A 14629-nucleotide genomic window follows, 5' to 3' on the forward strand; every position below is an offset into this window, starting at 1 on the left:
ACAAAATCAACGACTGTAAGGAAAAGCTTGAAGGCGGCTAAAAAAGGAGAGGATATCACATGTTTTCTGTTTTATGGAAGCTTGGCTGGTTTTTCAAAGCCTCATGGCGGCGCTACACGGTCGCGATCGCCTTGCTCATCATCGTAAATATTTTGGAGATGTTTCCGCCGAAGCTGCTGGGAAACGCCATTGACGATATGCAGGCGGGGACATTTTCAGCGGCCGGGATGCTCGGTTATATCGGTTTATTCATGGCGCTTGCCATTGTCGTATATACATTGTCTTACTATTGGATGTATCAGCTGTTTGGCGGGGCGAATTTGATCGAGAAAATCCTCAGATCTAAACTGATGGGGCACCTTTTGAAGATGACGCCGGCTTTTTACGAGAAAAACCGCACCGGAGATTTGATGGCGAGGGCGACAAATGATTTAAAAGCGGTCTCGATGACGGCCGGTTTCGGAATCCTGACGCTTGTAGACTCAACCATGTATATGCTGACGATTCTGTTCACGATGGGGATTTTCATCAGCTGGAAGCTGACGCTTGCTTCGATCATTCCGCTGCCTTTGATGGCCGCAGCGATCAGTATTTACGGGAAAAAAATCCACCAGCGTTTTACCGAAGCGCAGGATGCCTTTGGCGATTTGAATGACCGCGTGCTTGAGTCGGTCTCAGGGGTCAGGGTGATCCGTGCCTATGTGCAAGAAAAAAACGATGTCGCCCGGTTTAACCGGATGACGGCGGATGTCTATCAAAAAAACATGAAAGTGGCGCTGATTGACTCGCTGTTTGAGCCGACGGTAAAGCTCTTGGTCGGCATCAGCTATCTGATCGGCCTCGGCTATGGTGCATTTCTTGTGTTCCGCAGCCAGCTCACATTGGGAGAACTCGTTTCATTCAACGTTTACCTGGGGATGCTGATCTGGCCGATGTTTGCGATCGGGGAGCTGATCAATGTCATGCAGAGGGGGAATGCATCGCTTGACAGGGTCACGGATACACTCGCGTATCAGCCTGATGTAACGGAAGCCTCAACCCCTGTAAAAACGGAGCCGGGGGATATTGTGTTTGATAATGTCAGTTTTACGTACCCGAGCTCTGCCTCAGAAAACCTTACCGGCATTTCCTTCGCTGTCCAAGAGGGGCAGACGGTCGGGATCGTTGGGAGAACCGGAAGCGGGAAGACGACATTAGTCAAACAGCTGTTGCGGCAGTATCCGCCGGGTAAGGGAAAAATCAGCATATCGGATGTGCCGATTGAACAGCTTCCGCTTGACGAGCTGCGCAGCTGGATCGGCTATGTACCGCAGGATCATGTGCTGTTTTCAAAAACGGTCAAAGAAAATATTCTGTTCGGCGCTGAGCATGCGACAGAGCAGGACCTTAAAGGTGTCATTCATGCGGCTTATTTGGAAAAGGACATTGAGCTTTTGAAAGACGGACTTCAGACGATGGTCGGGGAAAAAGGCGTCGCTTTATCAGGAGGGCAGAAACAGCGGATTTCGATTGCCCGGGCTTTAATCGCACAGCCTCATATTTTGATATTGGATGATTCGCTTTCCGCTGTTGACGCGAAGACGGAAGCGGCGATCATTGACAACATTCGGCACACCAGGAAAGGAAAAACAACCTTGATTACGTCGCATCGTATGTCGGCTGTTGAGCATGCCGATTTCATTCTTGTCCTTGAAGGCGGGCGCATGATTGAGAAAGGGACGCACCATGAGCTGATCGCCGCGAAAGGCTGGTATTTTGAACAATATGAAGCACAGCAGCTTCCTTCAGTGGAAGAAGGGAGGACTGTTGGATGAAGACGGGAAAAAGGCTTTGGCAATATGCGCTTCATTATAAAAAAATCCTTATTTGGGCGCTTGTCATGCTGACTGTGGCGGTGACCGCCGAACTGACCGGACCGATGATCGCCAAAAAGATGATCGACGATCATATTTTGGGGATTGAAAAGACGTGGTATGAAGTCCCGGATAAAAGCAAGTATACGGTTTCCTATAACGGCCGCGAATATGTCAGGGAAGACAGGCTGGGCCCTTCCGCAGAAAAAACGAGGGAAGTCCATGTTTTTCAAGTCGGCCTAGATTATTATTTTGTTGATGAAGCGGTTCCTTTTGACGGGAAACGCACGGCGTCCGGCGGGGAGCTGCGAATTTCCGACGGGAAACAGTCGAAAACGTATCAGGCTGACCGGTTGTCAATGTCTGAAGTGTATTCGTTTTATGAACCCGAAGTTGAAGGGCTCATCTCTCTGGTCTTCTTATATTTTGGCCTTCTCATCTTCTCGGTTTTTTTCCATTACGGACAATTCTACCTGCTGCAGATGGGTGCAAACCGGATTATTCAAAAGATGAGGCGGGATGTTTTTGCCAACATCCAACGTCTCCCGGTCCGCTATTTTGACAATTTGCCGGCCGGAAAAATCGTGGCCAGAGTAACAAATGATACAGAAGCGATCCGCGACTTGTACGTCACCGTCCTCTCGACATTTGTGACCAATTTTATTTATATTGCCGGAATTTTTGCCGCGCTGTTTTTGCTTGATATCAGGCTTGCAGCCGCCTGTCTGGTGATCGTGCCGCTGATTGCCGTCTGGTCGGTCATCTACCGCAAATTTGCATCAGGATACAATCATAAACTCCGATCGATCAACAGTGAGATCAACGCTAAAATGAATGAGTCCATTCAAGGGATGACCATCATTCAGGCCTTTCGCCGCGAAAAGGAGACGAAACGGGAATTTGAACAGCTCAATGAAAACCACTTCCGCTATCAAAATAAAATGCTGAATCTCAATTCTCTCATGTCGCACAATCTGGTCAACATTCTCAGAAACGTGACATTCGCCGGATTGATCTGGTACTTTGGAGGCGCTGCACTGAATGCGGAAGGCATGATTTCAATCGGAGCCCTCTATGCATTCGTTGACTACCTGAATCGTTTGTTTCAGCCGATTACCGCCATCGTCAACCAATTCGCCAAGCTTGAACTGGCGCGCGTGTCATCTGAAAGGGTATTCCGCCTTTTGGATGAGGCGGGAGTTGATGTGGAAGAAACAAGCGCTGACAAAATGAAAGGGCATGTCGTGTTTGAGGATGTCTCATTTGGCTATGACGGCGGGGCCGCTGTGTTAAAAAACATTTCATTTGCAGCCAACCAAGGGGAGACCGTCGCATTAGTCGGTCATACGGGCTCAGGCAAAAGCTCGATTATGAATGTTTTGTTCCGCTTTTACGACATTCAAAAAGGCGATGTGAAAATTGATGGAACAAGCATTTATCAAATGTCGCGGCAGGAAATCAGACAGAACATGGGGATCGTGCTTCAAGATCCTTACTTGTTTTCGGGGACGATTGCTTCAAATGTCAGCCTTGATAGTGAAGAGATCACGAGAGAACAGGTTGAAGAGGCATTGAAATACGTAGGGGCGGATAAGCTCTTTGCTCATCTGTCCAAAGGCATTGATGAGCCGGTCATTGAAAAAGGGAGCACGCTTTCCTCCGGGGAAAGACAGCTGATTTCGTTTGCGCGTGCGCTTGCCTATAACCCGGCCATCCTCATTTTAGACGAGGCGACGGCAAATATCGATACCGAAACAGAAGCCGTTATTCAAAAGGCGCTTGACGTGGTTAAAAAAGGGCGCACAACCTTTATCATCGCCCACAGGCTGTCAACCATCAAAAACGCCGATCAAATCCTTGTCCTTGAAAAAGGGCGGATTATAGAGCGGGGCAATCATGAAGAGCTGATGAAACAAAAAGGACAATATTATCAAATGTATGAGCTGCAAAAAGGGCGCGGGAAGCTTAGCGTGTAAGCCGGACGATCTCCGGCTTACACCTTGTTGACAATCAATAAGCGATTCCGACTCTTGTTTTAATATATTGATCAGACTCGGAGACCTGTAAAAGGAAGTGGGCGGTGTCTCCTGTTGAAATCTCTTTTCCGCCAAGGGGCAAAAAATCCCGTTCCGTCCGGTATGTTTGAACGGCCGGACCGTCGGGAAGATAGGTCGGACAAATGATTGTCCAATCAAGGTTCGTGCGGGCGAGCCGTTCATACACTTTGGCATGTTCTCTAGCCGCCCGTGTTGAACGTCTTTTTGATTCATTCGTTTCAAAGCGGTAAAGCTTGGGATCCTGTCTTGCATTTAAAATTCCGGCGGTTCCGATGGTAATCAGCCGTTTTTTGTTCTGTTCGTTCATGGCATTGATGATGTTTTCGATGGAGACGGTTAATGTATCGTCTCCATCCGTATTTAAACAGCTGACCACAATGTCCGCTCCTGCGATCAAAGCGCGCGCATCAGCCTGATTTCTTGCGTTCCCCGTCAGCGTCCGGCAGCGGTTTTTCAAAAGGCCTGCATTTTCCGTGCGGACGAGGGCGTAAACCGAGTGTCTGCCGTCTTTTTCCAAAATATTCACAAAGGCCTGTCCGACACGGCCTGTGCCTCCAAAAAGCGCAATCTTCATCATTCATTCCTCCCATCTGATCTATCATACGCCAGATCGTCTGGAAGAAAAAGCCCCCTGAAAGCGGAAGGCCGCATGAATTGGGCGGACATTGACGACATATTCATGCAAGAGAGAGATCCCGACAAATTGAAACAGTTCCCAATTGATGCTTGCCACATACTGCATGCCGACTCCTCCTTTGTTCTCAGCATATGAAAAAAGGAGAAGCGGGGTGCGGGTTTTTGGCCAATGTAAAAAGAAGGTGCATAGCACCTTCTTCTGTTAAGCCAATATATGAAATTGTTTATTGTTGACCGCCCATAGAAGCTTGAGCTTGGGAAACGAGTCGTTTTGTAATTTCTCCGCCGACAGAACCGTTTGCACGGGAAGTTGTGTCAGCGCCAAGGTTCACACCGAACTCAGAAGCGATTTCGAGTTTCATTTGATCAATCGCCTGAGCTGCTCCAGGTACAACAAGTTGATTTGAAGAATTTTGGTTAGCCATTGTATCCAAACTCCTTTTCATATTAGTATGGTTGGGCCGGCTGGATTTGCACCAGCTGACGGTGTTCACCGCTGCCTCTCTGGCTAAGCCCAATGTGGATTGTTACTACGTATTATGGAGGAACGATCGGATTTGCATGCATGAGGCGGACTGGTAAATGTTGAAAGTGCAAAATGCTGCAATTTGGGCATGCTAAGGAAAAAGTCAGGAGGATGTTCAGATGTGTCCTGTGTGCAATGGCATGCTTGTCGTGGAAAGGAATTGCCCGAAGTGCGGCGGCGAGATGGCGGATGCCGGAAGAACGACCGATTTTTACGGACCGTACAGCCCGTATATGGAATATGATTCATTTTTGCAGAAGCCCCGGAACTGCATTCATATATTCACTTGCCAAGACTGCACATATGATGAAACAGTTGCAATCGAAACGACCGAAGCATAAGCTGCTTCGGTCATTTGCATTGGATTATCCTTCGGAATGGATGCGGAGCTCTGTTTCCTTGTCAAAAAAATGGGCTTTATTCATATCAAAGGCGAGAGCGACCGTGTTCCCGGCCTGGACGTCCGTCCGCGAATCGACCCTTGCGATGAACGGCTGTCCGCCCGCCTGTGAATACAGCATTGTTTCAGCCCCCATCAGCTCAGCCACTTCGATATGCGCATCGATTTTTGCTTCCTTTGAAGCTTCGATAAAGACAGGCTCGTCATGAATATCTTCAGGTCTGATGCCCATGATGATTTCTTTTCCGCTATAGCCTTTGCTGCGCAAAACCTTCATTTTTCCCTCTGGAACAAGGACGGATGCATCACCGAATGTAAACCTGTTTTCATTCAGGGTGCCCGTGAAGAAGTTCATCGCCGGAGAGCCGATAAAGCCGCCGACAAAGACGTTTTCCGGGTTTTCATAGACTTCCTTCGGCGCGCCGACCTGCTGAATGATGCCGTCCTTCATGACGACGAGCCTCGTCGCCATCGTCATCGCTTCCGTCTGGTCGTGCGTGACATAGATCGTCGTCGTTTGCAGGCGCTGATGGAGCTTTGTGATTTCAGCGCGCATTTGAACGCGCAGCTTGGCGTCAAGGTTTGATAAAGGTTCATCCATCAGGAATACTTTCGCATCGCGGACGATAGCCCTGCCTAAGGCGACGCGCTGGCGCTGTCCGCCGGAAAGCGCTTTTGGCTTTCTGTCCAAATACTCTTCAAGCCCGAGAATTTTCGCCGCTTCGTGCACCCTGCGTTTAATTTCGTCTTTTGGAAACTTCCGCAGCTTCAGCCCGAAAGCCATGTTGTCATAGACATTCATATGAGGATAGAGGGCATAGTTTTGGAACACCATGGCGATGTCGCGATCCTTCGGGGCAACATCGTTCATCCGTTTTCCGTCAATGATGAATTCGCCGTCTGTGATTTCCTCAAGTCCCGCGATCATTCTAAGTGTTGTCGATTTTCCGCAGCCTGAAGGTCCGACAAAGACGATGAACTCCTTGTCCTCAATATGAAGGTTAAAATTATCCACAGCCGTCACTTTGTTGTCATACACTTTGTAAATCCGGTCAAGTACAAGCTCAGCCATTTTTCATCCCCCTTTTTATGTAAGCGCTTAATTTATTTTTATCTTATAGAAATGAATGGGCGGTGTAAATGGACAGGGTGCACAATTTGAGTTCGTGCAGATTGCTAGAAAAGCTTGAGAACATGCAGGATCAAATAAACGGCTGCTGCTTCTTCAAACTGTCTGATATCAATTGCCGTCCGTTCAATAAATTTGTCAATCCTGTATTGCAGACTGTTCCGGTGGATAAATAGTTCTTTGGCTGTCAGAGATGCGTTCAGGCTGCATCTCAAATACGTCCGGATCGTCAAGGAGATTTCCGGATCAGCCAGGGCATCTCGCATGGCGTCCGAAAATAGCGAGGCATTGATTTTTTCCGGTGCCGCCAGCAAAAATGACGGGAGGCACTGGCAAAATGAAGCGACATTTCCGCGATTATTGTTCGCCAGCATATGGTGGAACATTTGTTTTTCAAAGCGGATTTTTTCTTGGAGCGAAGCGTTCACTTGATGAAGCTGGCCGCTGAAAAATACAGGGGTTGACAAAAAATCGCTCGTCAAGGCGTCAGACAGCTCTTCCAATTCTTTTTTTGAGAGAAACACAGAAGGATCTTCATGAAGGATGACCGCTTCATGAAGGTCATACCACACAATAAGCGGTTTTTCAAAAAAACCGCTGACGGCCTCTTTTATCGCCTGTCTTTCTTCAGGCGAATGTTTCATTTTGAAAAAATGTCCTTGGACATGCTGAATGTTTTCCAGATTGTGTAGAGGGGCATTGGCAAAAATATATTGATGCCATTCTTTTTCGCGCAGTGTAAGCTCGGGCGCCTCCGGTTCTCTAAAAGACTGAAACAGCGCCGAGAGCAGCCGTTTTTCCCGGTCTGTCACCGCTTCTTTTAAAACGCCGAACGTTTCGCCTTCGTCTGTTTGATACCAGAGCGTTTCATGCTTTGGAGCCGAGCCGGAGGCAACCATTCTTTCGCCGTACAACATTTTTAATTTTTCCAGCATCCTGAAAACGTCCTTTTCATTTATTCGTAAATATGAAAGAGCATTAATTCATGAATTTCGCTTTTAAGGGAAGGCTCATCATCATGAGGCGGATAAACGCTGCCCCATTCAATTTCCCCAGAGCGATGGTAAATGCCTTCATAATGTGTTCCATTATGGTAAAACGAAATTTTCCAGCCAGGCAGTTTTTCTTGTTTAAACAACGGCTTCCATTGAAAGTGAGAAATCATAAAGTGCCACGCTCCTTAATCGATTTCTAAATGTTCCGCGGTCGAACCACAAGCCGGCTATCCTACGTTGATTTGTTATCATTGTATCTTATTCACAGCAAAGATCATAGGCTCTTTTCAAATGGTTTCTCCACAAAAAACCGTGAAGCATCAACTTCACGGTTTTCATCTAGGTCCACATGCTCTCCGGATGGAGGAGCGATTGTTCGGTTAAGTAAGACGCGTATTCGAAATTTCTTTTTTTCGTCAAATGGCTGACAGATGATAGACGGGGATGGGCGAAAATTCCTCTGCCCGGACGGGAGTTGGCCTCGAATATCCAAACCTTTCCTGACACGTCCATCCCGAGATCAAGACCGATTTCACCGATAAAGCCGTGTATTTTTTCGTCAAGGACACTGCTGATGACTAGAGCTGTTTTGGTCAGCTTTTGCAGAATAAGCAGCCTCTCCTTGGGGTCATCATAGATTTCTCCAAGCGTTTTGACGGCGCCTCCCTTTGAAAGATGAGTTGTGATGCCGTCTTTTTCCGCGATTTTGCAGGCGATTGCTGTTACGGTCCATTTTCCTTTTCCGTTTTTGTTCGTATGCACCCGAAAATCCGCGGGCCGATCGCCGACCTTGACCCGTTCAATACCTTGCTGGGCGATATACGGGGCTTTCAGACGTTTTTTTAAATCGTTTAAAAAAGCGTCCGCTCCCGGATACGTTTTCTCGCTTTTAGCGTCCTTTGCCAAAAAGTGTTGATCCTCACCTCTAGAAAGCTGAAAAATGCCGTTTCCCAAGCTGCCGTCGGTCGGCTTTACATAGATGACGCCATATTGCTTCAGCATGTCGCTGATTGTTTCTGCACCGGGCTCTAATTCGCAATAAGGAAGGAATTCTTTCGTTCTTTCGTCATGCCGTAAGGCTTCATATACATCCCATTTATTAAAAAAGCCGGGATTAAACCATGGAATCCGGTATTCGTTCACCAGACGCACCTTCGCTTCCTGCAGGGCGGCCGAGTCTTCCGCCTTTCGATTCGGCAGCCTGTCGTAAACGACGTTCGGCAGGGGAACGACGGCTTCCTCCCAGCCGTTTTCCCTGAAGATGAGGCCGCGGACCGTTCCTTCTTCCCACTGGATTTGATGGGTGCCAAACAGATAGCAATAGCCGCCGGCCGGAAGCTCCATTGTTAAAAGCTTCGAAAAAAACAAAGAACGGTCTCTCAGAGGCTCATGCTCCGACTTTGTGAAGCCGGCGGTGAATATCCCGATTAACGGCCCGATATGGACGGTATTATCGCGGAAAAACAAGGTCGCTTTCCCGCGGTGCGGAATCCGCAGACTTTTGTACAGATTCTCAGAGAGCAAAACCGTTCGCTGCAAATGACTGTCAAAGGAGATATGACACCTTTCTACACACGTTCCAAAAGCCGCATAAAGCAGACCTTCCTGTTTGAAAGGAGCGGGAATCAGCATCGTGTTTTCACTGTTTGGATGGATCCCGACCGTAAACGTTTGACCGGTCATCTTTTCCCAGCCCCTTTCTTATCGAACGTTTCCGCCAAAAAGGAGCAGTATTCCAGGGGACCTTGATGCAAAAGCAGTCTGCTTTCAGGGGAATGTTTTAAAAAAGCTTTTTTTCCCGGCTTAGAATTGACATCAAGAAGCCAAACCTTTCCATCTTTCGTCAAGCAAATATCAAGGCCGAGCTCAAATAACGGCCCATGCCCGGATTCGAGCGCTTTTGGCACGGCTTGAGCAATCGTCTCCAAATCATCAAGAAGGACGGCTTGGCGCTTCTTGGGAACGGATACGAGCCAGCTGTCAAAGCTTACCGATTCAGCATCCCCGGTCAGATTCGCCAGCAGTCCGTGCTGGTAGCTTCTGCGCACCGTTTTCCCGGCCGTTTCCCATTCCCCCGAGCGGTTTTTTTGCAAAAGCAGTCTGATGTCGCACGGGTAGCCGTCTTTGTCTTGAATGTCGAGGAACGATTGCAATAGATAGCGGTGCTGCAGGACTTTTTTGCACCATGTTTCAAAGGAAGCCTGCTTTGAAAACGATTTGAGCTGTTTATGCTTCCCTGTTTGGTAAGAGGCTTTCACCGTTTTCCCCGTCATTTCGAGGTGGATGATGCCGCGTCCTCCTGATGCGGAAGCGGGTTTTAAGATGCACGATTTTTCTTTGGCAAGGAGGCGCAGTATATCCTGCGCGCTGGCCGCAAGCCTCGTGGCAGGCAAATAGGACTGGAGAATGGAGTCGGCCTTTAAAGCCTTGTAAACCGTCCATTTATCAGGGAGTCCAAGTCCGAGGAAGACCGTTTTCGGGTATTTTTTGAGCCATTCAACGATCGGTTTTGCTTTCTTCGATTGCTGATCGCGGCCGTAAAAGCAGCGGTCATAGATCACTTCGGGAATTTCCCGTTCGACTTCGTTCCACTGTCCCGATTTGGGGTGATATGTGAGCGCTTTAACAAATAGGGAGCCCGGAGAGATATCCAAAGGTGTAAACCGGATCAAGCGAATGCCGTATTCCGAAGCCATTTTCGCCAATTCCTCGGCATAATCTTTTTCATGATCGTTGGACAGCGACATAAATCCAAGCGTCAGCATGCATATTCCTCCTTGTTAAAAAACGCTTAGCCGGCCAAAGAAAAGGACGCGGCTAACTCTTTAAGCCGTGGGGACAATCATCATATACATGAACTTCTGTTAAATGATACGCCTGAAACTGCGGAAATAGGCATTTATAAATTGGAAATTTATTAAAAATATTTTTCGCCCTAAATAAAAGCCACTTGACCAATTTTATTGTTCAAACGCCTGTCCCATGTTATTTTTGTTCCGCAATCGGTTGATTTAATGGAATAAGACGTTCAAATAAACGCTGGATAATATCATGATGGAGATTGTGAAGAAATGGACTTCAATTAAAGGATAGGTTAGCGAAAGAAGACATATTTTGATATGATGGTTTGGATGTAAAAAAGATTTGACACCTTAACCATCTTTTTTTATACTCTGTATGTAAAAACTTTTTAACACCTATCTTATTGTGAAGGTGGAAATCTGATGAAAAATCAAATCAAGGAGTATCGAGAGAAAAAAAACATCTCGCAAGGAAAATTGGCAGACTTATGCAATGTGAGCAGACAGACGATTAATGCCATTGAAAACAATAAATATGACCCCAGTTTACAATTAGCATTTGATATTGCAAAAAATTTAGAAGTTAGGGTTGATATCTTGTTTTTAAATGAAAGGGAGGGAGAAGGATGAGCACTCGAAAAATGAGTTCAGCAATATCGGGTATAGCTGCTCTGATTGTGATAGGCTTTACAATTTATAAGATTGTTGTTGGAAAAGCTGTTGGATTTAACGAAGTTATGAGTATGGGTGCTTTGTTGATGATATTTTTTTCTGCTATCACTTGGGGAACAAAGAAAGAGCAAGATGGAATATTGCAGGAGGAAGAGCTCGGACAAAGGATTACAGAGAAAAGTTCGAAAGTGAGTTATTTTCTTCTGACATTTTTTATTTTTGGAGCAGTAGCTGCTGACCAATTTATAAACGAGACAATGAATATCTTTCTATTGCTGTTATTAGCGCTATCAATGATAACTTTACCTTTTATTGAGTTTTTAGTTGCAAAAAAATATCAGTAATATGTATAACTTTTTTCTCTAGCATGAAAATAAATTTCTGTAAGTAAAGGAAAAAGGCAATCCTAAAGAAGACGCAGCTTATTCGTTTTTTAAATAGAGGCGAGTGTAAGGTGCTTCAGGTTCCTATTATGAAACAGTGTATCCTTAGATAATGATAGGCATAACGGGTCCCAGCTGCGGAAGGCCGTGTGCAGTCTAGGCAGCAATGACATCAGGTGAATGGAAGGCAGTTGAAAAATAAATGTATGTTTTAGGAATTTTTATCATCATGATTGCAATTGGCGCACTGATTGGCGCTGTGACGAATCACTTTGCGATCAAAATGCTTTTTCGCCCATATAAGGCGCATTACATATTCGGGAAGCGGATCCCTTTTACACCCGGTTTGATTCCGAAAAGACGTGATGAACTGGCGAGGCAGATGGGACAGATGGTCACAGGTCACCTGCTGACAACGGAGGGAATCCAAAAAAGGCTGACATCGGACGCGGTCAAAAAAGAGGCGCTCCAATTGGGGAGGCGGCTCTTGTCGCACGCAGGCCAATCGACGCTTACGCTTGGAGAAGCGCTCGAAAAAATCGGAATTGCCGATCCCGCCCAGAAGGCCGACCAATATGTGAACAAATGGACGGATGAAAAGCTGTCTGCCCTTTTGGCGGCGTATGAACATGAACCGCTGAAAGAGCTGATTCCTATAGAAGCACAGGAAAAGCTGAAAGAAAAAATCCCGATGGTGTCCGACTATATTTTGCAGCGGGCTGTCAGCTATTTTGAAAGTGATGAAGGGAAAAGCCGCCTTGGACATATGATTGACGATTTTTTGAAAGAGCGCGGCATGCTCGGGAGCATGGTGCAGATGTTTTTAGGCAACAGCAGCCTGGTTGACCGCGTTCAGCCGGAGATCATCAAGTTTTTGAAAAACGGTGAAACCGCACGGCTGCTGATGGATTTGCTTGAAAATGAATGGGACAAGCTGAAGGAGTATACTTTTAAAGAAGCGGATGACAAATGGAACCTTCAAACCTTGATCATGAAGATGAAACAAAAGCTGATGAAGCGATTTTCGCTCGCGCCTTTTTTTGAAAGAACGACAGGCTCATACGTCTCCATGATCGAACAGGAGGTTGAAAAACGTCTGCCGGAAGTGACCGACCGCCTTCTTGAAGAAGCAGGGCGCCGCCTGGAAGATATATTGAAAAGGCTCCAGCTTGAAGACATCGTAAAGGAGCAGGTCGACAATTTTCCGGTCGAGCGTCTCGAGGAAATGGTCTTGTCCATCTCGAAACGGGAGTTTAAGATGATCACGTATTTAGGCGGATTGCTTGGCGGAATCATCGGAGCGGTTCAAGCCCTCTTCGTGATCTTCATCTGAGAAATCGTCTGTATAACTGTGAAAAATACTCCATAGTTTGTTATAGTGGAGTGGTGCCATTTCCATGAGAGGAAATAACGGCAGGAAAGGAGCGTATGAACATGACGGTCAACTTGCACGATTCGGCTTATGATTTGGAGAAGGCATTGCGTGAAAGCGATGAATACTCCCGGTTGAAAAGCCTTTATGATGAGGTGAATGCCGATCAATCTGCCAAAAAGATGTTTGATAACTTTCGTGATATTCAGCTGAAGCTTCAGCAGAAACAGATGAACGGTGAAGACATCTCCCAGGAGGAAGTCGAACAGGCGCAAAAATCCGTAGCGCTTGTCCAGCAGCATGAAAAAATTTCTCAGCTGATGGAAGCAGAGCAGCGGATGAGCGTGCTGATTGCCGAACTGAACAAAATCATCATGAAGCCGCTGGAAGAACTTTACGGAAATCCGGAAAGCTAATAAAAAACCCCCTCTTTACATGGAAAAGAGGGGGTTTTTAACTAGGTGAATAAATAACTTTCATAATCATTTAAAAAAAGACTTGTCAATTTGTGAAATTGTTGCGATAATACTAAATGTAAGTGCTTTCATAGTTTGCCGGGATACGATCATGATAAACTGACTTGCGGCAAAATGTTAAGGGGTACAGAGAAAATGAACAGATTTTGTTGAAGGAAAGCACGACAACTTCCGGTCAAATAAAAGGGGTTCATTATATACAGCGAATTGAATGAAAAGGGGCATTGAATTCGCTGTTTTCGGATATTTTAGGGAGAAATCATGATCGTATCCAAAAAGATGCGAAGCAAAAGCCTGTTTTTCACAGGCTTTTTTTATTTGAACAAAAGAGCTCTGTTCTAAAGAGGCGGATCAGGACATATTCTCTGTAATAGATTCAGTCATCAAAGAAGGGGGACCTCCAAGTGTCAAAACAAATGCTTGCGCTCAATATAGACGGAACGCTGCTTCGGACAAACGGACGGCTTCATCCCGCAACGAAGGAAGCGATAGAATATGCAAAGAAAAAAGATGTATATGTTACGCTTGTCACAAACAGGCATTTTCGCTCGGCGCAAAAAATCGCCAAATCGCTTAAACTCAATGCAAAACTGATTACCCACAGCGGGGCCATTATTGCCGACAATATTGATGAACCATTGTTGGAAAAAAGGATTTCCGAAGAAAAAACGTTCAACCTTGTTCAAATATTGGAGAGCTATGATTGCAATATACGAATCCTCCATGAAAAATATTCAATCGGCAACCGCAAAAAAACAAACTCCAATCTGCTTGGCAAAACGATGATCCATCCGTCTGATCCGATCTTTTATCCCGTGCAGTTTGTTGATTCCTTAAGCGATATGCTGATGGATGAACCGGTCAGTGCACCGGTTATTGAAGTTTATTGTACAAAAGAGCAGCAAGAGGATATCAAAGAAACGATCAAAGGCGCTTTTCCTTCGGTCGATATCATCGAGGCTGGAGAAAAAATGCTGATCGTCCACAAAGGCGTTTCAAAAGAATCGGGCTTGACCATGCTTGCCGCAGATCTTGGCTTCAATATGGACGATGTCGTCGCGATCGGCCATGACATCGATGATCTGCCGATGATTGAGCTTGCGGGACTCGGTGTGGCAATGGGCAATGCCGTCCAGGAAGTCAAGCAAAAGGCCGATTGGGTGACGCGATCCAATGATGAGCAGGGCGTCGCCTATATGATTAAAGAATATTTCAGAATGCAGCAGAGCAAAGGCTTTCTTAAAAAATTCCATATTAGAAAAGTATAATCCGACAACATCCCCGTTTTCGTTTTGGAAACGGGGATTCGTTTGTTACGGGCATAATCCG

Annotated in this window: 16 protein-coding genes; 8 read left to right on the forward strand and 8 right to left on the reverse strand. The window is 46.2% G+C overall.

Annotated elements, in window-relative coordinates:
- Window positions 1–59 precede the first annotated feature (59 nt).
- Window positions 60–1814 carry a multidrug ABC transporter ATP-binding protein BmrC gene (locus M654_RS07135; protein WP_026586233.1) on the forward strand — a complete coding sequence of 585 codons (1755 nt, stop codon included), beginning with the start codon at window positions 60–62 and terminating at the stop codon, window positions 1812–1814.
- Window positions 1811–3829 (forward strand): multidrug resistance ABC transporter ATP-binding protein/permease BmrD, encoded by a 2019-nt coding sequence (locus tag M654_RS07140; protein ID WP_026586234.1) that lies wholly within the window; start codon window positions 1811–1813, stop codon window positions 3827–3829. Before M654_RS07135 ends, M654_RS07140 begins: the two co-directional genes overlap by 4 nt.
- A gap of 34 nt (window positions 3830–3863) precedes the next feature.
- Here the strand turns inward: M654_RS07140 and M654_RS07145 are convergent, their stop codons facing one another.
- The 3 genes from M654_RS07145 to M654_RS07150 all read right to left on the reverse strand — a co-directional run bounded on the left by M654_RS07145 (window position 3864) and on the right by M654_RS07150 (window position 4971).
- Window positions 3864–4484 carry an NAD(P)-dependent oxidoreductase gene (locus M654_RS07145; protein WP_026586235.1) on the reverse strand — a complete coding sequence of 207 codons (621 nt, stop codon included), beginning with the start codon at window positions 4482–4484 and terminating at the stop codon, window positions 3864–3866.
- A 24-nt stretch (window positions 4485–4508) separates the two neighbouring features.
- Complete coding sequence (locus tag M654_RS23505; protein ID WP_179115747.1) at window positions 4509–4652, reverse strand: hypothetical protein; 144 nt, start codon at window positions 4650–4652, stop codon at window positions 4509–4511.
- A gap of 118 nt (window positions 4653–4770) precedes the next feature.
- Window positions 4771–4971: an alpha/beta-type small acid-soluble spore protein gene (locus M654_RS07150; protein WP_026586236.1), complete on the reverse strand. Its 201-nt coding sequence runs from the start codon at window positions 4969–4971 to the stop codon at window positions 4771–4773.
- A gap of 220 nt (window positions 4972–5191) precedes the next feature.
- Between M654_RS07150 and M654_RS07155 the strand changes: the two genes are divergently transcribed.
- On the forward strand, window positions 5192–5413 hold the full coding sequence (locus M654_RS07155; RefSeq protein ID WP_026586237.1) for a hypothetical protein: 222 nt from the start codon (window positions 5192–5194) through the stop codon (window positions 5411–5413).
- A 24-nt stretch (window positions 5414–5437) separates the two neighbouring features.
- Here M654_RS07155 and M654_RS07160 read toward each other — a convergent pair whose 3' ends face one another.
- The 5 genes from M654_RS07160 to M654_RS07180 form a co-directional block, all read right to left on the reverse strand.
- On the reverse strand, window positions 5438–6544 hold the full coding sequence (locus tag M654_RS07160; protein WP_026586238.1) for an ABC transporter ATP-binding protein: 1107 nt from the start codon (window positions 6542–6544) through the stop codon (window positions 5438–5440).
- Window positions 6545–6648: 104 nt separating this feature from the next.
- A complete protein-coding gene (locus M654_RS07165) occupies window positions 6649–7536 on the reverse strand; it encodes a helix-turn-helix domain-containing protein (RefSeq protein WP_026586239.1) in 888 nt (295 codons plus the stop codon).
- A gap of 20 nt (window positions 7537–7556) precedes the next feature.
- Entirely contained in the window at window positions 7557–7766 is a 210-nt protein-coding gene (locus M654_RS07170; protein WP_026586240.1) for a YheE family protein, read from the reverse strand.
- Between the two features lie 169 nt (window positions 7767–7935).
- A complete protein-coding gene (locus M654_RS07175; RefSeq protein ID WP_026586241.1) occupies window positions 7936–9279 on the reverse strand; it encodes a YheC/YheD family endospore coat-associated protein in 1344 nt (447 codons plus the stop codon).
- Complete coding sequence (locus M654_RS07180) at window positions 9276–10361, reverse strand: YheC/YheD family endospore coat-associated protein (RefSeq protein WP_026586242.1); 1086 nt, start codon at window positions 10359–10361, stop codon at window positions 9276–9278. The genes M654_RS07175 and M654_RS07180 overlap by 4 nt, the downstream gene beginning before the upstream one ends.
- Before the next feature lie 459 nt (window positions 10362–10820).
- On the opposite strand from M654_RS07180, the gene M654_RS07185 reads away from it, so the two are divergent.
- The 5 genes from M654_RS07185 to M654_RS07205 all read left to right on the forward strand — a co-directional run bounded on the left by M654_RS07185 (window position 10821) and on the right by M654_RS07205 (window position 14568).
- Window positions 10821–11027: a helix-turn-helix transcriptional regulator gene (locus M654_RS07185; RefSeq protein WP_026586243.1), complete on the forward strand. Its 207-nt coding sequence runs from the start codon at window positions 10821–10823 to the stop codon at window positions 11025–11027.
- On the forward strand, window positions 11024–11413 hold the full coding sequence (locus tag M654_RS07190) for a hypothetical protein (protein WP_026586244.1): 390 nt from the start codon (window positions 11024–11026) through the stop codon (window positions 11411–11413). Before M654_RS07185 ends, M654_RS07190 begins: the two co-directional genes overlap by 4 nt.
- Before the next feature lie 241 nt (window positions 11414–11654).
- On the forward strand, window positions 11655–12785 hold the full coding sequence (locus tag M654_RS07195; RefSeq protein ID WP_026586245.1) for a DUF445 domain-containing protein: 1131 nt from the start codon (window positions 11655–11657) through the stop codon (window positions 12783–12785).
- 101 nt (window positions 12786–12886) lie between these two features.
- Window positions 12887–13240, forward strand: a complete 354-nt coding sequence (locus tag M654_RS07200) for a YlbF/YmcA family competence regulator (RefSeq protein WP_026586246.1) — start codon at window positions 12887–12889, stop codon at window positions 13238–13240.
- Window positions 13241–13704: 464 nt separating this feature from the next.
- Window positions 13705–14568 (forward strand): Cof-type HAD-IIB family hydrolase, encoded by an 864-nt coding sequence (locus tag M654_RS07205; protein WP_026586247.1) that lies wholly within the window; start codon window positions 13705–13707, stop codon window positions 14566–14568.
- The last annotated feature ends 61 nt before the right edge of the window (window positions 14569–14629 follow it).

This window comes from Bacillus sp. NSP9.1 (genome assembly GCF_000465465.2).
GTDB classification, from domain to species: Bacteria; Bacillota; Bacilli; order Bacillales; family Bacillaceae; genus Bacillus; species Bacillus sonorensis_A.